General features: G+C 65.2%; 19 protein-coding genes and 1 pseudogene. 7 read left to right on the top strand and 13 right to left on the bottom strand.

The window, feature by feature from the left end:
* Positions 1 to 40 precede the first annotated feature (40 nt).
* The 3 genes from LGM71_RS11105 to LGM71_RS11095 form a co-directional block, all read right to left on the bottom strand.
* Positions 41 to 487: a GatB/YqeY domain-containing protein gene (locus LGM71_RS11105; protein WP_059524656.1), complete on the bottom strand. Its 447-nt coding sequence runs from the start codon at positions 485 to 487 to the stop codon at positions 41 to 43.
* 185 nt (positions 488 to 672) lie between these two features.
* Entirely contained in the window at positions 673 to 885 is a 213-nt protein-coding gene (rpsU, locus tag LGM71_RS11100) for a 30S ribosomal protein S21 (protein ID WP_006479415.1), read from the bottom strand.
* 106 nt (positions 886 to 991) lie between these two features.
* The gene (locus tag LGM71_RS11095; RefSeq protein WP_319000385.1) at positions 992 to 2,221 is read right to left on the bottom strand and encodes an NAD(P)/FAD-dependent oxidoreductase; all 1,230 of its coding nucleotides are present in this window, start codon (positions 2,219 to 2,221) and stop codon (positions 992 to 994) included.
* Between the two features lie 122 nt (positions 2,222 to 2,343).
* On the opposite strand from LGM71_RS11095, the gene tsaD reads away from it, so the two are divergent.
* A complete protein-coding gene (gene tsaD, locus LGM71_RS11090) occupies positions 2,344 to 3,384 on the top strand; it encodes a tRNA (adenosine(37)-N6)-threonylcarbamoyltransferase complex transferase subunit TsaD (RefSeq protein ID WP_151048552.1) in 1,041 nt (346 codons plus the stop codon).
* 92 nt (positions 3,385 to 3,476) lie between these two features.
* Here the strand turns inward: tsaD and folE2 are convergent, their stop codons facing one another.
* From folE2 to LGM71_RS11070, 4 genes are all read right to left on the bottom strand, one after another.
* Positions 3,477 to 4,286, bottom strand: coding sequence for a GTP cyclohydrolase FolE2 (folE2, locus tag LGM71_RS11085; RefSeq protein WP_226114854.1), 810 nt, complete (start codon positions 4,284 to 4,286; stop codon positions 3,477 to 3,479).
* 154 nt (positions 4,287 to 4,440) lie between these two features.
* A complete protein-coding gene (gene dxs / locus LGM71_RS11080; protein ID WP_059601729.1) occupies positions 4,441 to 6,345 on the bottom strand; it encodes a 1-deoxy-D-xylulose-5-phosphate synthase in 1,905 nt (634 codons plus the stop codon).
* Positions 6,346 to 6,425: 80 nt separating this feature from the next.
* Positions 6,426 to 7,310, bottom strand: a complete 885-nt coding sequence (locus LGM71_RS11075; protein WP_059601727.1) for a polyprenyl synthetase family protein — start codon at positions 7,308 to 7,310, stop codon at positions 6,426 to 6,428.
* The gene (locus LGM71_RS11070) at positions 7,307 to 7,600 is read right to left on the bottom strand and encodes an exodeoxyribonuclease VII small subunit (protein WP_006479428.1); all 294 of its coding nucleotides are present in this window, start codon (positions 7,598 to 7,600) and stop codon (positions 7,307 to 7,309) included. Before LGM71_RS11070 ends, LGM71_RS11075 begins: the two co-directional genes overlap by 4 nt.
* A 271-nt stretch (positions 7,601 to 7,871) precedes the next feature.
* Between LGM71_RS11070 and LGM71_RS11065 the strand changes: the two genes are divergently transcribed.
* On the top strand, positions 7,872 to 8,978 hold the full coding sequence (locus tag LGM71_RS11065; RefSeq protein WP_226114853.1) for an aromatic ring-hydroxylating oxygenase subunit alpha: 1,107 nt from the start codon (positions 7,872 to 7,874) through the stop codon (positions 8,976 to 8,978).
* Between the two features lie 115 nt (positions 8,979 to 9,093).
* Entirely contained in the window at positions 9,094 to 9,963 is an 870-nt protein-coding gene (locus LGM71_RS11060) for a sulfurtransferase (RefSeq protein ID WP_124906248.1), read from the top strand.
* A 49-nt stretch (positions 9,964 to 10,012) separates the two neighbouring features.
* Here LGM71_RS11060 and LGM71_RS11055 read toward each other — a convergent pair whose 3' ends face one another.
* The 3 genes from LGM71_RS11055 to polA all read right to left on the bottom strand — a co-directional run bounded on the left by LGM71_RS11055 (position 10,013) and on the right by polA (position 15,669).
* Positions 10,013 to 10,888, bottom strand: coding sequence for a dienelactone hydrolase family protein (locus LGM71_RS11055; protein WP_124906250.1), 876 nt, complete (start codon positions 10,886 to 10,888; stop codon positions 10,013 to 10,015).
* Between the two features lie 413 nt (positions 10,889 to 11,301).
* A complete protein-coding gene (locus LGM71_RS11050; protein WP_059601719.1) occupies positions 11,302 to 12,636 on the bottom strand; it encodes an NAD(P)/FAD-dependent oxidoreductase in 1,335 nt (444 codons plus the stop codon).
* A 279-nt stretch (positions 12,637 to 12,915) separates the two neighbouring features.
* The gene (gene polA / locus LGM71_RS11045; RefSeq protein ID WP_174908638.1) at positions 12,916 to 15,669 is read right to left on the bottom strand and encodes a DNA polymerase I; all 2,754 of its coding nucleotides are present in this window, start codon (positions 15,667 to 15,669) and stop codon (positions 12,916 to 12,918) included.
* 1 nt (position 15,670) lies between these two features.
* Between polA and LGM71_RS11040 the strand changes: the two genes are divergently transcribed.
* Positions 15,671 to 16,429: a TIGR00730 family Rossman fold protein gene (locus LGM71_RS11040; RefSeq protein ID WP_059601715.1), complete on the top strand. Its 759-nt coding sequence runs from the start codon at positions 15,671 to 15,673 to the stop codon at positions 16,427 to 16,429.
* A 390-nt stretch (positions 16,430 to 16,819) separates the two neighbouring features.
* Complete coding sequence (locus LGM71_RS11035; protein WP_226114852.1) at positions 16,820 to 17,110, top strand: hypothetical protein; 291 nt, start codon at positions 16,820 to 16,822, stop codon at positions 17,108 to 17,110.
* Positions 17,111 to 17,264: 154 nt separating this feature from the next.
* Here LGM71_RS11035 and LGM71_RS11030 read toward each other — a convergent pair whose 3' ends face one another.
* Positions 17,265 to 17,921, bottom strand: a complete 657-nt coding sequence (locus LGM71_RS11030) for an FMN-dependent NADH-azoreductase (protein WP_226114851.1) — start codon at positions 17,919 to 17,921, stop codon at positions 17,265 to 17,267.
* A 113-nt stretch (positions 17,922 to 18,034) separates the two neighbouring features.
* Between LGM71_RS11030 and LGM71_RS11025 the strand changes: the two genes are divergently transcribed.
* Positions 18,035 to 18,886, top strand: coding sequence for a LysR substrate-binding domain-containing protein (locus LGM71_RS11025; RefSeq protein WP_226114850.1), 852 nt, complete (start codon positions 18,035 to 18,037; stop codon positions 18,884 to 18,886).
* Between the two features lie 144 nt (positions 18,887 to 19,030).
* Here the strand turns inward: LGM71_RS11025 and LGM71_RS11020 are convergent.
* Positions 19,031 to 19,275: pseudogene (locus tag LGM71_RS11020) on the bottom strand (helix-turn-helix domain-containing protein).
* Between the two features lie 304 nt (positions 19,276 to 19,579).
* Entirely contained in the window at positions 19,580 to 21,106 is a 1,527-nt protein-coding gene (locus LGM71_RS11015) for an AMP nucleosidase (protein ID WP_059601858.1), read from the bottom strand.
* A 140-nt stretch (positions 21,107 to 21,246) separates the two neighbouring features.
* Between LGM71_RS11015 and LGM71_RS11010 the strand changes: the two genes are divergently transcribed.
* The gene (locus LGM71_RS11010; RefSeq protein ID WP_124621159.1) at positions 21,247 to 21,645 is read left to right on the top strand and encodes a hypothetical protein; all 399 of its coding nucleotides are present in this window, start codon (positions 21,247 to 21,249) and stop codon (positions 21,643 to 21,645) included.
* Positions 21,646 to 21,695: the final 50 nt, after the last annotated feature.

Below are 21,695 nucleotides of genomic sequence, written 5' to 3'. Positions count from 1 at the left end.
GCCCCGGCGCACGCGCATGCGGCGCGCCGGGAAGCGGGTTTTACTTCGACAGCGCGGCCTTGACCTGCGCGGAAACGGCCGTCATGTCGGCCCGACCGGCAAGCTTGCCCTTCAGCACGCCCATCACCTTGCCCATGTCCTGCGGGCCGGCCGCGCCCGTTGCCGCGACAGCGGCCTGGACTTCGGCAGCCACTTCGGCGTCCGAAAGCTGCGCGGGCATGTAGGCGCCCAGCACGGTCAGCTCGGCCTGTTCCTTCGCGACGAGATCGTCGCGGCCTGCGGCTTCGAACTGGCTGATCGAGTCCTTGCGCTGCTTGATCATCTTGTCGATCACGGCGGTGATGCCCGCGTCGTCGAGGGTCACCCGATCATCGACCTCGCGCTGCTTGATCGCGGCCATCAGCAGGCGAATCGTCGCCAGACGCTCGCTTTCCTTCGCGCGCATCGCGGCCTTCATGTCTTCGCTGATCTGCTCTTTCAAACTCATCTTGCACCCGGGATGGAAACGTGATTTCAACGCCCGCGAACGGGCGTCAACACAAAAACCCGCTTGGGACTAAGTCTCAAGCGGGTTGCTCGAATCCGGCATCGGCGACTCGCAGCCCCAGATCGAGGCCGATCGTGCGGAGGTCGCCGGTGCGCCGCTCAGTGAATCGCGCGGCGCTCAATCGTTCAGTACAGCTTCTTCGGCAGCGTCTGGCTGCGGATCCGCTTGTAATGACGCTTCACTGCGGCAGCCTTCTTGCGCTTGCGCTCGGCGGTCGGCTTCTCGTAAAACTCCCGCGCACGAAGCTCGGTCAGCAGACCGTTCTTCTCGATCGTGCGCTTGAAGCGGCGCATGGCGACTTCGAACGGCTCGTTTTCTTTAACGCGAATGATCGTCATGATCCGACACGAATAAAGGTTTGCAGGGAAGACTTGCAAGTATAGCAGAGCGCCGCGCAAAGACATAAGGGCCTGCCCCCGTCAATGGGGGGCCCACGCAGCCGTGTCAGGCGCCCCGCGCAAACTCCGCCGCCGCCTGCCCGGCCGCCGTGCCGGATGCCCACGCCCACTGGAAATTGTAGCCGCCGAGCCAGCCCGTCACGTCCACCGCCTCGCCGATGAAGAACAGCCCCGGCACCCGCGCGCTCATCATCGTCGCCGACGACAGTTCGCGCGTATCGACGCCGCCCTTCGTCACCTCGGCCTTCTTGTAGCCCTCGGTGCCGTTCGGCGTCAGCGTCCAGCCGGACAGCGCATCGCCGATCTGACGCAGCATCTTGTCGGGCAGGTCCGCGAGCCGCGCGTCCGCCGCGACGCGATGCGTGTCGAGCCACACGTGAGCGAGGCGCGACGGCACCCAGTCCGCGAGCAGCGAACCGATCTGGCGCTTCGACGTGCGCTTCGCGTCGAGCAGGTCGGCCACCACGTCGCGCTGCGGCAGCAGGTCGATGCGGATCGGGTCGCCGGATTGCCAGTAGCTGGAAATCTGCAGGATGCCGGGGCCCGACAAGCCCCGATGGGTCAGCAGCAGATCCTCGACGAATTCGCCGCCGTGCTTCTTGTCGCCGGTCGACACGCGCACTTCGACCGACACGCCGGACAGCGCCGCGAACGGCTCCCAGTCCCGCTGCGCAAAGGTCAGCGGCACGAGCGCGGGCCGCGTATCGACGAGCTTGTGGCCGAACTGCTTCGCGAGCCGGTAGCCGAAGTCGGTCGCGCCGATCTTCGGGATCGACAGTCCGCCGGTGGCGACGATCAGCGCGCGTGCGCGGATCGGCCCCGCCTGCTGCGTGTCGAGCGTGAAGCCGTCGGCCGGCGCGTGGCGCACCGCGTCGACGGCCACCGGCCGGCGCCAGGCAATCCCGCCCGCATCGCATTCGTGCTTCAGCATGTCGATGATCGCGTCGCTGCCGTGATCGCAAAAGAGCTGCCCCTTGTGCTTTTCGTGCCAGGTGACGTGATGGCGCTTGAGCAGCCCGAGGAAGTCGCGCGGCGTGTAGCGCGCAAGCGCCGAGCGCGCGAAATGCGGATTCGACGACAGATAATTGTCGGGGCCCGCATGGAGATTCGTGAAGTTGCAGCGGCCGCCGCCCGAGATGCGGATTTTCTCGGCGAGCCGCGGCGCGTGGTCGATCAGCACCACGCGGCGGCCGAGTTGCCCGGCGACTGCGGCGCTCATCATCCCGGCGGCGCCCGCGCCGATCACGGCGATATCGTAAGTTTCCATGGCGCGGATTGTACCTGCCTGGCCGCGCACCCGGGCCGCGCCCCAGCGGCGGCAGGCCCTCGCCTGCTATAATTTGCGGTTACGTTTACCTTTGTGCGGCGCGCTCGACGCAGCTCGCACCGCCTCTACCCATGCTCGTTCTCGGCATCGAAAGCTCCTGCGACGAAACCGGCCTCGCGCTCTACGACACGCAGCGCGGCCTGCTCGCGCATGCGCTTCATTCGCAGATCGCGATGCACCGCGAATACGGCGGCGTCGTGCCCGAGCTCGCATCGCGCGACCACATCCGCCGCGCGCTGCCGCTGCTCGAGGAAGTCATGGCGCAAAGCGGCACGCGCCGCGAGGACATCGACGCGATCGCATTCACTCAAGGCCCCGGCCTGGCCGGCGCGCTGCTGGTCGGCGCGAGCATCGCGAATGCGCTCGCGCTGGCATGGAACAAGCCGACCGTCGGCATCCATCACCTCGAAGGCCACCTGCTGTCCCCGCTGCTCGTCGACGAACCGCCGCCGTTCCCGTTCATCGCGCTGCTGGTGTCGGGCGGCCACACGCAGCTGATGCGCGTGACCGATGTCGGCGTGTACGAGACGCTCGGCGAGACGCTCGACGACGCGGCCGGCGAAGCATTCGACAAGACGGCGAAGCTGATCGGCCTCGGCTACCCGGGCGGCCCGGAAGTGTCGAAACTCGCGGAAACGGGCACGCCGGGCGCCGTCGTGCTGCCGCGCCCGATGCTCCATTCGGGCGATCTCGACTTCAGCTTCAGCGGCCTGAAGACGGCCGTGCTCACGCAGATGAAGAAGTTCGAGGCGGCAAAACTCGAAGGCGAAGCGCTCGAACGCGCGAAGGCCGATCTCGCGCGCGGCTTCGTCGATGCAGCCGTCGACGTGCTCGTCGCAAAGTCGCTCGCCGCACTCAAGAAGACGAAGCTCAAGCGCCTCGTAGTGGCGGGCGGCGTCGGCGCGAACCGCCAGTTGCGGGCCGCGCTGTCGGCCGCCGCGACCAAGCGCGGCTTCGACGTGCACTATCCGGATCTTGCGCTCTGCACCGACAACGGCGCGATGATCGCACTCGCCGGCGCATTGCGGCTCGGCCGCTGGCCCGAGCAGGCGAACGCCGACTACGCGTTCACGGTGAAACCGCGCTGGGATCTCGCGTCGCTCGCACGCTGATTCGCACGACGCACCGGCACGCACCGGACATCACCAGCCAAAACACAAAGGCCGCTCGATCGAGCGGCCTTTTCCGTTACAGCGGCACAACGTCACGCAGCGTGCCGCTTGTCGCGTTCGATCAGCGCATACGCGCTGTGATTGTGGATCGACTCGAAGTTCTCGGCTTCGAGCACGTAGGCGACGACGCGGTCGTCCGCATCGAGACGCTGCGCGACGTCGCGCACCAGATCCTCGACGAACTTCGGATTTTCGTACGCACGCTCCGTGACGAACTTCTCGTCCGGACGCTTCAGCAAGCCCCACAGCTCGCACGACGCTTCCTCTTCCGCGATGCGGATCAGCGCCTCGACCGGCAGGTCGGCCGCGAGCTCGGCGTCGATCGTCACGTGCGAGCGCTGGTTGTGCGCACCGTACTGCGAGATCTTCTTCGAGCACGGGCACAGGCTCGTCACCGGCACGAGCACCTTCAGGAACAGGCGCGCTTCGCCGTTGCGGCTTTCGCCCGCGAGCGTCACTTCATAGTCGAGCAGGCTCTGCACGCCCGACACCGGTGCCGTCTTGTTCACGAAGTACGGGAACGTGACCTCGATCCGGCCGGCCTCGGCTTCCAGCTTCTCGAGCATCGACGCGAGCATCGAACGGAAGCGCTCGACCGTCAGCGGCGCACGATTCTCCTCGAGCAGCGCGACGAAGCGCGACATGTGCGTGCCCTTCTGATCGGCAGGCAGGCGCACGTCGAGATTCCAGACGCCGACGGTCGGCTGCACGTCGCCGCTCTCGGTGCACACCGTCAACGGATGCCGGACCGCCTTCACGCCCACGCGCTGAATCGGAATCTGGCGGGTATCCACCGTGCTCTGCACGTCGGGCATCACGAAGGCGGGATTCATCTGGTTCATCTTTTTCAATCCTTGTAAGCCGCGCGTCCGACGACGCGCACGCCGCGTCATGCGGCAGCCGGAAAAGCAACATGGGCCCGCAGGCCCATGTTTTCCGCATCAATGTAGACCGGTTGCGCCAGTCGCACCGACGCCGCCCACAGGCGGCGCCAGCTTATGCGACGCGCTTCGCCTGACCGGCGACATCGGCCGCCGCGTTGAGGAAGCGTTCGCGAATCGATTTCGCGATGCCCGCGCCGTCAAGGCCGCATTGCGACAACAGCTTTGCGTGGTCGCCGTGATCGACGAACTGGTCAGGGAGGCCCAATTGTAGTACGGGTCGGATAACCCCACTCTCCATCAGGGCTTCCACGCAGGCCGAGCCCGCGCCGCCCATCACGCAACCTTCCTCGACCGTGACAAGGTAGTCGTGCGTCTCGGCGAGTTCGCGCACGAGCGCGGCATCGACCGGCTTCACGAAGCGCATGTTCGCGACCGTTGCATCGAGCTCCTCGCCTGCCACAAGCGACGGCGCAACCATCGTGCCGAACGCGAGGATCGCAACGCGCTTGCCTTCCGGCTGCGACGTGCGGCGACGCACTTCACCCTTGCCGAGCGGAATTTCGGTGAATTCCTTCACCGTCGCCACGCCCGTGCCCGCGCCGCGCGGATAACGCACCGCGGTCGGGTTCGGCTGCTGAAGCGCCGTGTGCAGCATCTGGCGGCACTCGTTCTCGTCGGACGCGGCCATGATCGTCATGTTCGGAATGCAGCGCATGAAGGCGAGATCGTACGCGCCCGCGTGCGTCGCACCGTCCGCGCCGACGAGGCCCGCGCGGTCGATCGCGAACACGACCGGCAGGTTCTGCAGCGCGACGTCATGGATCAGCTGGTCGTACGCACGCTGCAGGAACGTCGAGTAGATCGCGACAACGGGCTTCAGCCCTTCGGTCGCGAGGCCGCCCGCGAACGTCACCGCGTGCTGCTCGGCGATGCCGACGTCGTAGTAGCGATCCTTGAAGCGCTTCTCGAACTCGACCATGCCCGAGCCTTCGCGCATCGCGGGCGTGATGCCGACGACGCGCGAATCGCGCTCGGCTTCATCGCACAGCCATTCGCCGAACACTTGCGTATACGTCTTCTTCGCGGGCGTGGCCGACGGCTTGATGCCTTCTGCCGGGTTGAACTTGCCGGGGCCGTGGTAGAGCACGGGATCGGCTTCGGCGAGCTTGTAGCCCTGGCCTTTCTTCGTCACCACGTGCAGGAATTGCGGGCCGCGCAGTTCGCGGATGTTCTGCAGCGTCGGGATCAGCGAATCGAGATCGTGACCGTCGATCGGGCCGATGTAGTTGAAGCCGAACTCTTCGAACAGCGTGGCCGGCACGACCATGCCCTTCGCGTGCTCCTCGAGCTTGCGCGCGAGTTCGAGCACCGGCGGCGCGACGCTCAGCACGCGCTCGACGCCCGCACGCGCGGCCGCGTAGAAGCGGCCCGACATCAGGCGTGCGAGATGGCGGTTCAGCGCGCCGACCGGCGGCGAAATCGACATGTCGTTGTCGTTGAGGATCACGAGCAGCTTCGCATCCTCCGACACGCCCGCGTTGTTCATCGCCTCGAACGCCATGCCAGCCGTCATCGCGCCGTCGCCGATCACCGCGATCGAGAAGCGGTCGTCGCCGTTCAGCTGGCTGCCGATCGCCATCCCGAGCGCCGCCGAGATCGACGTGCTCGAATGCGCGGTGCCGAACGTGTCGTATTCGGACTCGCTGCGGCGCGGGAAACCCGAGATGCCCCCGTACTGGCGCAGCGAATGCATTTGGTCGCGGCGGCCCGTCAGGATCTTGTGCGGGTAGGTCTGGTGACCCACGTCCCAGACGATCCGGTCGTTCGGCGTGTTGAACACGTAGTGCAACGCGATCGTCAGCTCGACCGTCCCGAGGTTGGACGACAGATGGCCGCCCGTCTTCGACACGCTGTCGAGCACGAACGCGCGCAGTTCATCCGCGAGCGGTTGGAGTTGGCGACGATCGAGGCGGCGCAGATCCGCCGGGTCGTCGATGGTTTTCAGCAAGTCGTACATCGTCGTTCCATTGTAGGAAATCAAACGCGCCCGCATTCTATTGCACGCACCGTAGCGTGTGCGCAGCGGCGGGCTTCGCGTCAGCTGACCCGGTTCACCACCAGGTCGGCAAGTTCGGCGAGACGCTGTGCGCGTGCGCCGAACGGTTTCAGCGCATCGTGCGCTTCGGCGCGCAGCTGGGCCGCGAGCTCACGCGATGCGTCGAGGCCGAGGATCGATACGTAGGTCGGCTTGTCGTTCGCCGCATCCTTGCCTGCCGTCTTGCCGAGCGTCGCCGAATCGGTCGTGACGTCGAGAATGTCGTCGACGACCTGGAAGGCCAGACCCACGGCGCCCGCGTAAACGTCGAGCGCGGCCATCGCTTCCGCCGACGGCGTGTCGCCGGCCAGCGCACCCATCCGCACGGCGGCACGCAGCAGCGCGCCCGTCTTCATCCGGTGCATCGTCTCGAGCTGTTCACGCGTCAGCTTGAGGCCGACGCTCGCCAGGTCGATCGCTTGCCCGCCGGCCATGCCGATCGAGCCGCTCGCCAGCGCCAGCTCGCGCACGAGCGCAGCCTGCTGCACCGGAGTCAGTGCCACGGCGTCGGTCAGCGCGACGAATGCCTGCGACTGCAGCGCATCGCCGACCAGCAGCGCCGTCGGCTCGTCATACTGCACGTGCACGGTCGGCTTGCCGCGTCGCAGCGCGTCGTCGTCCATGCACGGCATGTCGTCGTGCACGAGCGAGTAAACGTGGATCATCTCCAGCGCCGCCGCCGCTGCGTTGCGCGCCGCTTCGGTCGCGCCGGTCAGTTCGCCTGCTGCATGGCACAGCAGCGGGCGAACGCGTTTGCCGCCGCCGAGGACCGCGTAACGCATCGCTTCGTGAAGCTGCGTGGGCACCACATTATCAGCCGGCAAATAGTGGCCGAGTGCGTCCTCGACACGGTCGAGCACGGACCGCATCCATTGTTCGAATGTCATAGATCGTCGTCTTCGCCGTCCGTGGCGGCCGTGCCGGACGAAAGCGGCTTCAGGGTCGCGCCGTCCAGCACGCGAACCTGCTGCTCCACTTTCTCGAGCTGCTGTTGGCAAAACGCAACGAGGGTCGCACCGCGGCGATACGCCGCCAGTGAATCCTCGAGGCTCAACGCGCCGCCTTCCATCCGTGCAACCAGCGTCTCGAGTTCCGCGAGCGCCATCTCATAATTGTCCGGCAACGGTTCGGTGCCATTGCCGGGCGGCGTGGCGCCTGGGGATGCGGTTTTCGCCATGGACGAGGGTGTCAAATTTCAAAACAAGTCGGACATTCTACGGCAAAAGAGAATTCTCCGATCTGCCGACGTGGGCACCCCGGCACATCTTCCGGCCCCATCTTCGACACACGGGGTGCGCACCCCGATTGTCTCCCGACAAAAAATTGACACAAATCAGGCACTTAATCCTAGCCTTGCGAGGCGAACCGGGTATAATTGCCCGTTTCCCTAAATCGATTTTTCGATGGTTGGGTTGTTCACTGCTTTCACGCTAACACCGGGAGTGGGAATGTCCAATCTGAGCGATGCGCTTCAGTTGAAGTCGGCCCACAGCCAGCTTCCAGTCACTGCATATTTCGATGAGGCGCTCCTTGAGCGCGAGATCGAAACCCTCTTCAAGAAAGGACCTCGTTACGTCGGGCACGAATTGATGGTGCCCGAGGCGGGGGATTATTTTGCGCTGCCGTCCGAGAAGGAAGGTCGCGTGCTGGTCCGCAACCCGGCGAACCAGATCGAACTGCTGTCGAACGTGTGCCGTCACCGGCAGGCGATCATGCTGAACGGGCGCGGCCACACGCAGAACATCGTGTGTCCGCTGCACCGCTGGACGTACGATCTGGAAGGCCAGCTGCTCGGCGCGCCGCACTTCCCCGACAAGCCGTGCCTGAACCTCGGCAAGAGCCCGCTGCAGAACTGGCAGGGGCTGCTGTTCGAGGCCGAAGGCCGCAACGTCGCGCGCGATCTCGCGAACCTCGGCACGAAGCATCACTTCGACTTCTCCGAGTATCACTTCGATCACTTCGAAGTGCACGAGTGCGATTACAACTGGAAGACGTTCATCGAGGTCTACCTCGAGGATTATCACGTCGTCCCGTTCCATCCGGGCCTCGGCAGCTTCGTGTCGTGCGACGATCTCAAATGGGAGTTCGGCGACTGGTACAGCGTGCAGACGGTCGGCGTGCACAACGCCCTCGCGAAACCGGGCAGCGCGACCTACCAGAAGTGGCACGAGCAGGTGCTCAAGTTCCGCAACGGCGTGCCGCCGGAGTTCGGCGCGATCTGGATGGTCTACTACCCGGGCCTGATGATCGAGTGGTATCCGCACGTGCTCGTCGTGTCGTGGCTGATTCCGCGCGGGCCGCAGAAGACGACCAACATCGTCGAGTTCTATTACCCCGAGGAAATCGCGCTGTTCGAACGCGAGTTCGTCGAGGCCGAGCGCGCCGCCTATATGGAAACGGCCATCGAGGACGACGAAATTGCGATGCGGATGGACGCGGGCCGCCGCGCACTGATGGCGCGCGGCGAATCGCAGGTCGGGCCATACCAGAGCCCGATGGAAGACGGCATGCAGCACTTCCACGAGTTTCTGCGCCGCCACCTCGGCGACATCTGACCGCGCGCGGCGCGCCAGCGCCGCATGGCATTCGGCATATCAAAAGACGGGTTTCGGCCCGTCTTTTTTTGTTTAGACTTGGAGTATCAGGCCGTTTGCACTCCAGGGAGCCGTCATGCCACACACCCACTACACCACGCTCATCTCCGCAGCCAATCTCGCCGAGCGGCTGGCCGCGGCGCCGGGCAGCGTCGCCGTGTTCGACTGCCGCTTCGACCTCGTCGATCCGGGCGCAGGCGAAGCCGCCTATGCGGCCGGCCATATCCCCGGCGCGCAGTATCTCCATCTCGACCGCGACCTGTCCGGCCGCAAGACCGGCACCAACGGGCGCCATCCGCTGCCGACCCGCGACGCATTCGCGACGCTGATCGCCAGCCGCGGCGTCAAGCAGGGCCAGCAGGTCATCGCCTATGACGCACAAGGCGGCGCCTATGCGGCGCGGCTTTGGTGGCTGCTGCGCTGGCTCGGGCACGATTCCGTCGCGCTGCTCGACGGCGGCCTGCAGGCATGGGAAGCGGCCGGCCAGCCGCTGACCACCGACGTGCCGCATCCGGCCGCCGGCGACTTCCGCGCGACGACCCCGCTCGAATCGACGGTCGACGCGGCAGCCGTGCTCGCGAACGTGACGTCGGCCACGCGCGTCGTGATCGATGCGCGCGCACCGGATCGCTATCGCGGCGAAAACGAAACGATCGATCGTGTCGGCGGCCACATTCCCGGCGCACGCAACCGGTTCTTCAAGGACAACCTGGCCGCCGACGGCCGCTTCAAGACCGGCCATGAGCTGCGCGAGACATTCACCACGCTGCTGGCCGGCACCGAACCGAACAGCGTGATCCTGCAATGCGGGTCCGGCGTGACCGCATGCCACAACGCGCTCGCGCTCGAAATCGCGGGGCTGCATGGCGCGTCGCTGTATCCGGGCTCGTGGAGCGAATGGAGCGCCGATCCGTCGCGTCCGATCGCGACCGGCCCGAACCCGTAAGCACCTGCGCGGCGCGACGACAAGGCGGCGGCATCTGCCGCCTTGTCGTTCACATCACGCCGTACTTGTGGAACCACTCGATCGCGCGCTTCCAGCCGTCCTCGGCGTCGCCCTTCACGTAACTCGGCCGATAATCGGCGAAGAACGCGTGGCCGGCATCCGGATACACGACGATCTCCGATTGACGCGCGAGCTTCGAATCGCTCGTCTGGATTGCCTTGCGCATGTCCGCGAGCGACGCCTGCGTGATGTTCGTGTCCTTCTCGCCGTACAGCCCGAGCACGGGTACCTTCAGCAACGACGCATGATCGACCGGATTGAACGGCGTCATCTCGTCGGTCGTGCCCTCGACGAACCCGTACCATGCGACGGCCGCGCGCACGTGCGGATTATGCTCCGCGTACAGCCACGCCTGGCGGCCGCCCCAGCAGAACCCCGTCACGCCGAGACGCGACAGGTCACCGCCGTTCTTGCCGGCCCACGCGACGGTCGCATCGAGATCCTCGGTGACCTGCCGGTCAGGCACCTTGCTGATGATGTTGTCGAAAAGCTCCTTCATCGTCGGATACTTCGACGCATTGCCCTGGCGCGCGAACAGGTCCGGCGCGATCGCCAGATAGCCGAGCTTCGCGAAGCGGCGGCAGACGTCGGCGATATGCGCATGCACGCCGAAGATCTCGTGGATCACGATGACGACCGGCAGGTTCGTCTTGTCGACCGGCTGCGCGCGATACGCGGGGATGCTCGCGTCGCCCGAGCGGATCTCGATGGTGTCGACGTCCAGCCCGGTGCTGTCGGTCGTGATCGTCTGCGCCGACACGGGCAGCACGGCCGCCGCGAAGGTGCCGCCCAGCGCGGCCTGCATGAACTTGCGGCGCGAGAACGGAACGTGGGGAACCAGGCTGTCGACTTCGGGTTTCAACATGAATGCACTCCTCGATTGGGCACCGCCGTCGCGGCCAGGGACTCGACCCGGCGTCATGCCGGCGGACGGCGCGGATGTCGCGGCGGTTGGCACCCCGCCGCAAGCGGAAACCCGGACAAGATGCCCAATAATCCGTTGTCGCGTCAACTGTCAGATGTGTAAGACTCGATTACGACGGTGTCATGCGGTGGCATCCAAAGGTATCGACAACCGCGGCACCCCGGCCCGGCAAATCCATGCGGGGCACGCATGCGGCGAGCGCCGTCGCGCGCTCGAATGTCCACGGATTGGAACCAAACGATGCGCAATAGCAGGGCCGGTGCGCGAATCCGGGTCAACCGCACTTGAAACGACAACGGGCAGGAAACGCGCTCGATACGCGTTCCCTGCCCGTCGGAGCACGAACCGCGCGGTCAGTGCAGTTTGACGCGCGGCAGCGTCGTGCGGCGCAGCCAGTGCGCGAACGTATCGAGCATCATGCGCGGATAGCCGTGCAGCGCCGCGATGTGCAGGCGGTACAGCGACATGTACATGAAGCGCGCGAACAGCCCTTCGATCAGCATGTTGCCGCCGATCAGGCCGCCCATCAGGTTGCCGACCGCGCTGAAGTGACCGAGCGACACGAGCGAACCAAAATCGCGATATGTGAACTCGGGCAGCTGACGTCCGTCGAGCCGGCAGCCGATCGCCTTCAGCAGAAAGCTCGCCTGCTGGTGCGCGGCCTGTGCACGCGGCGGCACGTTGCGCTCGTTGCCGGGCCATACGCATGCCGCGCAATCGCCGAGTGCGAAGACGTTGTCGTCGGTGAAGGTCTGCAGTGTGCGACGCACGTCGAGCTGGCCGAGCTTGTTGACCTGCAGGCCGTCAAGATTCGACAGCACGGACGGCGCCTTGATGCCGGCCGCCCAGACCGTGAGATCCGCGCGCACCGACTTGCCGCTCGCGGTATGCACGAAACCCGGCGCGACCTCGGTCACACGCTCCGCGAGCATCAATCGCACGCCGAGCTTTTCGAGCAGCTCGGCCGTTGCGGTCGATACGCGCTCCTGCAGCGCAGGCAGAATCCGCGGCCCCGATTCGATCAGCACGATGCCGACGTCGTGCTGCGGGTCGAGCTTGTGCAGCCCATAGACGGACAGCACCTGCGCGGTGTTGCGCAGTTCCGCGGACAACTCGACGCCCGTCGCGCCACCGCCGACGATCACCACCTGGATGCGCGGCTCGTCCGGCGCTCCCGGCGCGGGCTGCGCCGGCGCCTGGTGCTCGGCGCGCATGCACGCGGCGATCAGGCGCTTGCGGAAGCGCTCGGCCTCGCCGACCGTATCGAGCGCAATCGCGTTTTCGGCCGCGCCCTGCACGCCGAAGAAATGCGTCGTGCTGCCGATCGCGATCACGAGCGTGTCGTATTCCAGGTCGCGCGCCGGCAGCAGCTCCTCGCCGTCGCTGTCGTTGACGGGCGACAGGGTGATGCGCTTCGCCGCGCGATCGAGCGAGGTCAGTTCGCCCTGCTGAAACTCGAAGCCATGCCAGCGCGCCTGCGCCGCGTATTCGAGTTCCTGCGTGAACGGGTCCATGCTGCCGGCCGCGACCTCGTGCAGCAATGGCTTCCAGATGTGGGTCGGATTGCGGTCGACGAGCGTGACAAGCGCACGCGCGGGACGATTGCCGCGCGCGCTGTAACGATCGCCGAGCCGCGTCGCCAGTTCCAGGCCGCCCGCGCCTCCGCCTACGATGATGATCCGATGCATCCGATTCCCCCTTTGCGATTCGAAACTGCTGCCGCCGAACGATGCAGACGCGATGCGTCCGCGCCGCCCGCTGGATTAACCGGTTCGGACATCATCGATGTGCAGTTCGAAACACTTCGATGCGCCGATCCCGGAACGCGGGGCGCGCTGCCCCCGCGACAATGACCTGACTGACATGCATTGTCCGGGAGCTTGCGCGTTGACCACAAGCAAACCATCTCGATATTCAGCATCCCTGCAACAATATGCCGCGGGACGCGGGAATCACGCGGGGGTGCGTCAGTGTGCCTCTTCCCAGTTCGCGCCGGCACCCACTTCAGCGACCAGCGGCACCTTCAGCTTCGCCACGCCGCACATCATTTCCGGCAGTTTCTCGCGCACGAGCGACAGTTCGTCGTCGGGCACCTCGAGCACCAGTTCGTCGTGCACCTGCATGATCATCCGCGATGCGAGGTGGTCGCGCGTCAACCAGTCGTCCACCGCGATCATCGACAGCTTGATCAGGTCGGCAGCCGTGCCCTGCATCGGTGCATTGATGGCCGCACGTTCAGCGGCCTGACGGCGCGGGCCGTTGCCGCCGTTGATCTCCGGCAGCCACAGGCGGCGGCCAAAAACGGTTTCGACGTAGCCCTTTTCCTTCGCGGCCGCACGCGTGTCCTCCATGTACTGCGCGACGCCCGGGTAGCGCGCGAAATAGCGGTCGATATACAGCTTCGCCGCATCGCGCGTGATGCCGAGGTTCGACGCGAGGCCGAACGCGCTCATCCCGTAGATGAGCCCGAAGTTGATCACCTTCGCGATCCGGCGCTGGTCGGAGTTGACTTCCAGCGGCGTCACGCCGAACACTTCGGCGGCCGTTGCGCGGTGGATGTCCTCGCCCTGCGAGAACGCGCGCAGCAGCGACGCATCGCCCGAAATGTGCGCCATGATCCGCAGTTCGATCTGCGAATAGTCGGCCGACACGATGCGGTGACCCGGCGATGCGATGAACGCCTCGCGGATCCGCCGGCCCTCGGCCGTGCGCACCGGAATGTTCTGAAGATTGGGATCGTTCGACGCAAGGCGACCCGTTACCGCGACGGCCTGCGCGTAGTTCGTGTGCACGCGGCCCGTTGCGGGATTCACCATGCGCGGCAGCTTGTCGGTGTAGGTCGACTTCAGCTTCGACAGCCCGCGATGCTCGAGCAGCAGCTTCGGCAGCGGGTAATCCTCGGCCAGCTTCTGCAGCACTTCTTCGTCGGTCGACGGGGCGCCGCTCGGCGTCTTCTTCACGACCGGCAACTGCAGCTTCTCGAAGAAGATCTGCCCGATCTGCTTCGGCGAGCCGAGATTGAATTCGCCGCCGGCCAGTTCGTACGCCTGCCCTTCGAGCTCGATGAGACGCGTCGCGATCTCGCTGCTTTGCGCCTGCAGCAGTGCGTCGTCGATGAGCACGCCGGTGCGCTCCATCTTGCGCAGCACGAGCGACACCGGCATCTCGATCTCGCGATACACACGCTCGAGGCCCGGTTCGCGCGCAACCTGCGGATACAGCGCATGATGAAGCTGCAGCGTGATGTCCGCATCTTCGGCGGCGTACGCGGCGGCCTGCTCGAGCGCCACTTCGTCGAAGCCGATCTGCTTCGCGCCCTTGCCGGCCACGTCTTCATACTTGATCGTCTTGACGCCCAGATGACGCAACGCGAGGCTGTCCATGTCGTGCGTGCGGTGCGATTCGAGCACGTACGATTCGAGCATCGTGTCGTGCTCGATACCGTTCAGCGCGATGTCGTAGTTCGCGAGCACCTGCGCGTCGTACTTCAGGTGTTGGCCCACCTTCTTGCGGTCGGCCGATTCGAGCCACGGCTTCAGGCGCGCGAGCACGTCGTCGATCGGCAACTGCTCGGGAAGATCAGGGCCGCGGTGCGCGACCGGAAGATACGCGGCCTTGCCCGGCTCGATCGAAAACGACAGGCCGACGAGCCGCGCGGTCATCGGATCAAGCGAGGTCGTTTCGGTGTCGAACGCGGTCAGTGCGGCCGCATCGATCTTCGCGAACCATGCATCGAACTGTTCCCAGGTCTGGATCGTGTCGTATTCGCGGACGATGTCCGCCGCGACCACCGGTGCCGGCTCGCCTTCCGGCGCGTCGGCGCCGCCGCCTTCGGCGGGCGCGCTGTCGACTTCGCGCAGCCACGTCTTGAAGCCATAGCGCGCAAAGATGTCGCGCAGCAGGTCGCGTGCTTCGCCGTCGCTCTTCAGCGACGCTTCGATCGATTCGAGATGCGGTGCGAGATCGCAGGCCGTGTCGACGGTCACGAGCTTGCGGCCGAGCGGCAGGAAGTCGAGCGCGCGGCGCAGGTTGTCGCCGACCACGCCCTTGATCTCGCCCGCGTGTTCGATCACGCCGTCGAGGCTGTCGTATTGCGACAACCATTTCACGGCTGTCTTCGGCCCGCATTTCTCGACGCCGGGCACGTTGTCGACGGTGTCGCCGATCAACGCGAGATAGTCGATGATCCGCTCGGGCGGCACGCCGAACTTCTCGATCACGCCGCCGCGATCGAGCGTCTCGTTGGTCATCGTGTTGACGAGCGTGACGTGATCGGTGACGAGCTGCGCGAGGTCCTTGTCGCCGGTCGACACGATCACGTTCATCCCGTGCCGCTCGGCTTCGCGCGCGAGCGTGCCGATCACGTCGTCGGCCTCGACGCCCTCGACCATCAGCAGCGGCCAGCCGAGCGCACGTACCGCGCCGTGAATCGGCTCGACCTGCAGTGCAAGATCGGGCGGCATCGACGGACGGTTTGCCTTATAGTCGGCATAAAGGTCGTCACGGAACGTCTTGCCCTTTGCATCGAACACGCAAGCGCTATACTCTGCACTGACTTCCTTGCGCATACGGCGCAGCATGTTGATGATTCCGTAGAGCGCTCCGGTCGGCTCCCCGCCAGGGCCACGCAAATCAGGCATCGCATGGTAAGCCCGATACAGATAGCTCGAACCGTCAACCAATAGCAGGGTCTTACCTTCCAGATTTCGTTCTTCAGGCATTATGAACAAGAGAAAAGTGATTCCGAGTCTGCGTTCGCTCGCAGATCAAGAACGCGCGACGGCCAAGAAGGCGCGCGCATCGTGGCAGATGTTCACGATTATGGCAGAGTTTATCGAGGCGACCGAGTACCTGTCGGAGATCCGACCTGCCGTCAGCATCTACGGTTCTGCCCGTCTCAAGCCCGACACGCCGCACTACAAGCTGGCCGTGCAGATCGCGCGCAAGCTGTCCGACGCGGGCTTCGCCGTGATCTCCGGCGGCGGCCCCGGCATCATGGAAGCCGCGAACAAGGGGGCGCACGCCGGCAAGGCGCCGTCGGTCGGCCTGAACATCGAGTTGCCGCACGAGCAGGCGGGCAACCACTACCAGGACATCTCGCTGCGCTTCCGCCACTTCTTCACGCGCAAGGTAACGTTCGTGAAGAACTCCGACGCGGTGATCGTGATGCCGGGCGGCTTCGGCACGCTCGACGAACTGTCCGAGGTGCTCACGCTGATCCAGACGAAGAAGTCGCGCCTCGTGCCGATCATTCTTGTGGGTAGCACGTTCTGGCAGGGGCTGCTGCAATGGTTCCGCGACCAGCTGATTCCGATGGGCCTCATCAATCCGGAAGACATGGATCTGATGCAGGTAATCGACGATCCCGACCAGGTGCTCGACGCCGTGCTCGCGTTCTACGAGGACAGCGGCGAGGAAGAAGGTGCGGACGGCGAAGACCATCCGCCGCGGCCCGAAGAAGACCGCATGTTCTATCTGTAATTCGATCGATGCGATGGCCGGCCTCACGGCCGGCATCGCGTCTCCTGCGCGGCAGGCACGGTAATTCCGCCACCCGTCGCGCGTCATTTTGTAACGCCGTATTAATCCCGCCGCGCAGCCGCGCGCCGGCGAATGTCAAATCCGGGCAGCCTGCATCGCGCAATGCGGTCGACGCCTCCCATGCGTGGCCCGCCATTGTCAAATCATGCAGCCTGTCATCGATCCGGCCGGCGCATCTGACGTCAATCCGACGTAACAAACCCGTCTCGCCTTTTTCGCGCGGCGCCTGCACACTGCATCTCGTCGGCGTGGCGTCCCCCGGTGGAACGATCCCCCCTCGCGTCCATCGCGTCGCGCCGGCCTTTTGACAACGACATCACGGAAAACAACATGAAACACTCGCTGATCGCCCTCGCCTTCGCCGGCCTCGGTCTTTCGCTGTCCGGCCTCGCCCAAGCCGTCAACGTCGACGTCAACATCGGCACGCCCGCGCCGGTCGTCGTCGCGCCCGCGCCTGTCGTGGTCGCTCCGGGGCCTGCGGTCGTGATCGGCTGGCACGGCGATCGTTACTGGGACGGCCGCCGCTACTGGGAGCGTCGCGAGTGGGAAGATCATCAGCGCCATCGCGGTCACGGCGGCTACCATTGCCCGCCGGGACACGCGAAGAAGGGTGAGTGCTGAGCATCTGAGTGCGGGGTCGATCGGGGTCGCGCACCGCAGGACAAAGAACAAGGCCGCACGTGAACGAAAGTTCGCGTGCGGCCTTTGTCGTTACGCCTGCGGCTTGCGCGGCATTCGCCCGTCGGTGCTCGGCGGTCTCCAGCCATTGGCCAGTTCAGCCATCAACCGAAGCCGATGCTGATGCTGCGTGTACCAGCGTCACCGCCCGTTTGCGCGCAGCCTCTCTGCCCGCGTGATCGACTTCAGGTCCGAACAGCGTTTTCTCGACGATGATCGATTCGATGTCGGTGATACCGATGAAGCGCAGCCACGCTTCAAGAAACGGCCGCTGAAAATCGAACGACTCGGCAGGGGTGTTCGATTGCCTTGAATAGTCGAGGCCTCTCGCATAGATCACGACTGCTTTCTTGCCGTTCAGCAATCCCGCTAACCCACGCTCGTCGAATGAGAAGAGGACGCCGCGGTGGGACACGGCGTCGATGAAATGCTTGAGCTTGTATGGGATGGAAAAATTCCACAGCGGCACGGAGAACAGCAGCGTATCCGCGTCGTGCATCCGCTGCGCCAGCTGCCGGAAACCTGCCCACGCTTGCTGCTGGCCTTCGCTGAGCGGTGTACCGCTCAAGTCCGCGTATTTGGCATCGAGCGCATCGCCGTCGAGCTCCGGCAATGGCATCGCCCACAGGTCGAGCACGTCGACCCGATGCTCCGGATGCGCGTTGCGCCAGGCTTCCAGATACGCGCGCGCAACGTCGAGTGATGCGGACCGCGACTTGCGCGGGGAGGATTCGATATGCAGCAAGGTCGACATGAAATGACTCCTGACGGGTTGACGGCCCTCATCAGAACATAGTTCGATTCAAAATATAAACGAAGTATCATCGCGTTACTCAGTAGCATTCGCACTGTATTTCGGGGCATGTCATGTTCGATACCGTTTTGCTGCGCTCTTTCGTGACCGTCGTCCAGGAAGGCGGGTTCACGCATGCCGCGGCCCGTCTGAATCTGACGCAGTCCGCGGTCAGCGCGCATCTGCGGCGCCTGGAAAAACAGACCGGCCGTGACCTGCTCGTGCGCACCACGCGCTCGGTCACGCTCACGGTGGACGGCGAACTGCTGCTGGGTTACGCGCGCGCCATCCTCGCGCTTAATCAGGACGCGCGCGCGCAACTGCTGCGCGAACCGAGTGCAGGCGCGATCCGCGTGGGGCTGTCGGAAGACCTCGCCAATGTCAGGCTGATGCATGTGATACAGGCGTTTGCCGTGCGGTACCCGCGCATCGCATTCAGCATCAGAGTCGGTATCCCGGGCGAATTGCTCCAGGCGCTGGATCACGGTGAACTGGATGTGGTGATGGGTGGACGGTGCCATGACGGGCCCACCGGACGCGTACTCTGGCGCGAGCCGCTTGTGTGGGCCGGTGCGGATTGGATGTCGCTCACGCCTGGCGTACCGGTGCCGATTGCGCTGCTGCCGGAACCCTGCCCGTATCGTGAGGCCTCGCTGGCAGCACTGGCCCGCGCGGGCGTGGATTACCGGATCGTGCTCGTGTGCCCGAGCGGCGCCGGCCTGTGCGCCGCCGCGCACGCGGGCTTTGCGGTGACACCGATCGTGCACACACAACTTGCGCACGGCTTGCGTGCGATCCCGCCGGATGCCGGCCTGCCGGCCCTGCCCGATGTCGAGTTCACGATGTTCGCGGCGCCGGGCGCGTCGACCAGGGTTGTCGACGAACTGGGCAACGCGATCGTGCTGGCATTCGCACACAAAGGATGACCACGGTCATCGCGGCGACACGGTTGGGATTTTCGCGGCCAGAGGCATACGCATCGTCATCGGTTCACGAAATTCCACGAAGAACCCTAAAAAAGCCGCCAGCACCGTAGTGTCTGGCGGCTTTCTTTCGCGGCTGACCGCGCGTCAGAAATCGAGCTGCGCGGCCGTGATGCCAAGCGCGGCGGCGATCTTCTCGCGCGTCGACTTGCGCAGCTTCTCGCTTCGCTCCTGCTGCGCGTATGCGCCTGGCTGATGCCGAGTCGGGCCGCGATATCGGCCTGCGTCAGTTTCAGATGTTCGCGCCATGCGCGCAGCGGCGTCGCCCCGTCAATTGTGGCGCTGATCACTTCGTGCGGGATCAGGTCGCGCTCCTCTTCGTGCTGCGCCATGTAGTCCGCTTAGGGGATCACCACAAAGGCCGGCGCTCCGTCCGGCGCGTTGATGATTTGGATGTTGGTACGTGCGTTCAGATCCGCACGCACTTCCACGACCTGTGGGCGAAAGCACTGACCGATCTGAAACCGCAGCGGGGGGCCGCGGCAGCGCAATCACTGGCCGGCCACACGACCGAAAGAACGTGAAGTAGAACGCGTTCAACCCGTTCCATTGACGCGTTCAAGTTAGACACCGACTCCCATGTTGGACGCGAAGGCTCCCCGGATCATCCGGGGAGCCTTATACCGCAAGGGCTTATTACTGAAACGCCACTTCCGCGAAGCTCCGAAGTTTGCGGCTATGAAGCTTGTCGAGCCCGTTCGTGCGCAGAATCTCCATCGCCTTCACGCCGATCTGCAGATGCTGGTCGACCTGGCCGCGATAGAACGTGTCGGCCATGCCCGGCAGCTTCAGCTCGCCATGCAGCGGCTTGTCCGAGACGCACAGCAGCGTGCCGTACGGCACGCGGAAACGGAAACCGTTGGCGGCGATCGTCGCACTTTCCATGTCGAGCGCGATCGCGCGGCTCTGCGACAGCCGCTGCACGGGCTCGCGGTGATCGCGCAGTTCCCAGTTGCGGTTGTCGACGCTCGCGACCGTGCCCGTGCGCATCACGCGCTTCAGTTCGGCGCCTTCGAGACGCGTGACCTCGGCCACGCCGCGTTCGAGCGCGAGCTGTACTTCGGCGAGCGCCGGGATCGGCACCCACAGCGGCAGGTCCGCATCCAGCACGTGATCCTCGCGCACGTAACCGTGCGCGAGCACGTAGTCGCCGAGGCGCTGCGTGTTGCGCAGGCCCGCGCAGTGACCGAGCATCACCCAGGCATGCGGACGCAGCACCGCGATGTGATCGGTGATCGTCTTCGCGTTCGACGGACCGACACCGATGTTGACCATCGTGATCCCGCTGCCGTCCGCGCGCTTCAGGTGATACGCGGGCATCTGCGGCAGCCGCGGCGGCGCGGCGCCCTCGGCCGGCTCGCTGCCGAGGTTCGCGTTGTACGTGATGACGTCGCCCGGCTCGACGAACGAACTGTACTGGCTGCGGTACGCGCGCACGTCGGGATCGGTGCTTTCCGTCATCAGCGTGCGGCCGAGCTTCACGAATTCGTCGATATAGAACTGGTAGTTCGTGTAGAGCACGTAATTCTGGAAGTGCGTGGGCGATGTCGCCGTGTAGTGACGCAGCCGGTGCAGCGAGAAGTCGACGCGCGCCGCGGTAAACAGCGCGAGCGGATGCGGCTCGCCGGGTGCCGGCTCGAACGTGCCGTTGACGATGCGGTCGTCGAGGTACGACAGGTCGGGCGTGTCGAAGATGTCGCGCATCGCGAGCAGCCGGTCGCGGTCGAGCTCGCCTTCGAGGTGAATGCCTTCGGGAAACGCGAAGTGAACCGGAATCGGCTGCGACGACACGCCGATCTCGATCTTCACATGGTGGTTCTTCGACAGCAGGCGCAGCTGCTCGCGATAGTAGTTCGCGAACAGGTCGGGACGCGTGACGGTCGTCTCGAACACGCCGGGGCCCGCGACGAAGCCATACGAACGGCGCGAATCGACGTGCGTGTTGACGTCGGTACGAATCCGCACGAACGGGTAGCACGCGCGCACGTGCTCGGTGATCGATTCATGGCGGCGATAACGCGCGAACGCGTCGCGCAGGAAGCCGGTATTGGTGTCGTAGATGGCCGACAGCCGCGCGACGGCGGCAACGGAATCGTCGAATGCTTCGACGGGCGGGCTCTCAGGCGTCAGCACCCGATGCCGGCGGCTCAAATCGTTCTTCATTTTCATCACCTCGTCTGATCGGACGACATTACCACGGAACCCGGTCACGCTCATGGCCGCCCGCTCGCACGCCGCTTGCACGCGAGGGCCGGGCCGCGCGCAGTATTTGCTAAAATCCAAAGGTTCACTGGAGACTCATCATGAAGCCGCTCATTCTCGTCGCCGCTGCCGCCGTGCTCGCTGGCACGTTTGCCGCCGCCTACGCCGCCGGCGGCACGCCCGACGCCGACACGCAGGCCCGGGCCGAGGCCAACGAAGCCGCCGGCCTGCCCGATCTCCGCAAGATCAACCGGCCCGGCGCCGAAGTCACGTCGAAAGTCGACTTCGCCGACATTCGTCGCACGCCGAGCTTCCATGAAAAGAGCAAGAACGGCACCGAGGTCACCGAGTATCGCGATCGCGGCAAGCCGGTCGAGATCGACGTGAAGTCGAACTTCGGCACGCGCTACCAGATGAGCTCGACGCTCGACACCTCGCCGAAGCCGCATGACGCGGGCGTCCCGATCACGCGCCTGCCATCGGTCAACCTCCGCTACTGATTTCCTGCCGCGCCGCGTCGATCCCGACGCGGCGCACCGGCTTTCCCTTC

The organism is Burkholderia sp. AU33545 (genome assembly GCF_020419685.1).
Taxonomy (GTDB): Bacteria; Pseudomonadota; Gammaproteobacteria; order Burkholderiales; family Burkholderiaceae; genus Burkholderia; species Burkholderia diffusa.
Note: the sequence above shows the minus strand (reverse complement) of the source record. Positions and strands in the feature narration are given on the sequence as shown.

What these genes read in the sequence shown, in the direction of transcription:
- LGM71_RS11105 (WP_059524656.1), bottom strand. Translation starts at nt 487, where the DNA reads ATGAGTTTGAAAGAGCAGATCAGCGAAGACATGAAGGCCGCGATGCGC.
- rpsU (WP_006479415.1), bottom strand. Translation starts at nt 885, where the DNA reads ATGACGATCATTCGCGTTAAAGAAAACGAGCCGTTCGAAGTCGCCATG.
- tsaD (WP_151048552.1), top strand. Translation starts at nt 2,344, where the DNA reads ATGCTCGTTCTCGGCATCGAAAGCTCCTGCGACGAAACCGGCCTCGCG.
- folE2 (WP_226114854.1), bottom strand. Translation starts at nt 4,286, where the DNA reads ATGAACCAGATGAATCCCGCCTTCGTGATGCCCGACGTGCAGAGCACG.
- dxs (WP_059601729.1), bottom strand. Translation starts at nt 6,345, where the DNA reads ATGTACGACTTGCTGAAAACCATCGACGACCCGGCGGATCTGCGCCGC.
- LGM71_RS11075 (WP_059601727.1), bottom strand. Translation starts at nt 7,310, where the DNA reads ATGACATTCGAACAATGGATGCGGTCCGTGCTCGACCGTGTCGAGGAC.
- LGM71_RS11070 (WP_006479428.1), bottom strand. Translation starts at nt 7,600, where the DNA reads ATGGCGAAAACCGCATCCCCAGGCGCCACGCCGCCCGGCAATGGCACC.
- LGM71_RS11065 (WP_226114853.1), top strand. Translation starts at nt 7,872, where the DNA reads ATGTCCAATCTGAGCGATGCGCTTCAGTTGAAGTCGGCCCACAGCCAG.
- LGM71_RS11060 (WP_124906248.1), top strand. Translation starts at nt 9,094, where the DNA reads ATGCCACACACCCACTACACCACGCTCATCTCCGCAGCCAATCTCGCC.
- LGM71_RS11055 (WP_124906250.1), bottom strand. Translation starts at nt 10,888, where the DNA reads ATGTTGAAACCCGAAGTCGACAGCCTGGTTCCCCACGTTCCGTTCTCG.
- LGM71_RS11050 (WP_059601719.1), bottom strand. Translation starts at nt 12,636, where the DNA reads ATGCATCGGATCATCATCGTAGGCGGAGGCGCGGGCGGCCTGGAACTG.
- polA (WP_174908638.1), bottom strand. Translation starts at nt 15,669, where the DNA reads ATGCCTGAAGAACGAAATCTGGAAGGTAAGACCCTGCTATTGGTTGAC.
- LGM71_RS11040 (WP_059601715.1), top strand. Translation starts at nt 15,671, where the DNA reads ATGAACAAGAGAAAAGTGATTCCGAGTCTGCGTTCGCTCGCAGATCAA.
- LGM71_RS11035 (WP_226114852.1), top strand. Translation starts at nt 16,820, where the DNA reads ATGAAACACTCGCTGATCGCCCTCGCCTTCGCCGGCCTCGGTCTTTCG.
- LGM71_RS11030 (WP_226114851.1), bottom strand. Translation starts at nt 17,921, where the DNA reads ATGTCGACCTTGCTGCATATCGAATCCTCCCCGCGCAAGTCGCGGTCC.
- LGM71_RS11025 (WP_226114850.1), top strand. Translation starts at nt 18,035, where the DNA reads ATGTTCGATACCGTTTTGCTGCGCTCTTTCGTGACCGTCGTCCAGGAA.
- LGM71_RS11015 (WP_059601858.1), bottom strand. Translation starts at nt 21,106, where the DNA reads ATGAAGAACGATTTGAGCCGCCGGCATCGGGTGCTGACGCCTGAGAGC.
- LGM71_RS11010 (WP_124621159.1), top strand. Translation starts at nt 21,247, where the DNA reads ATGAAGCCGCTCATTCTCGTCGCCGCTGCCGCCGTGCTCGCTGGCACG.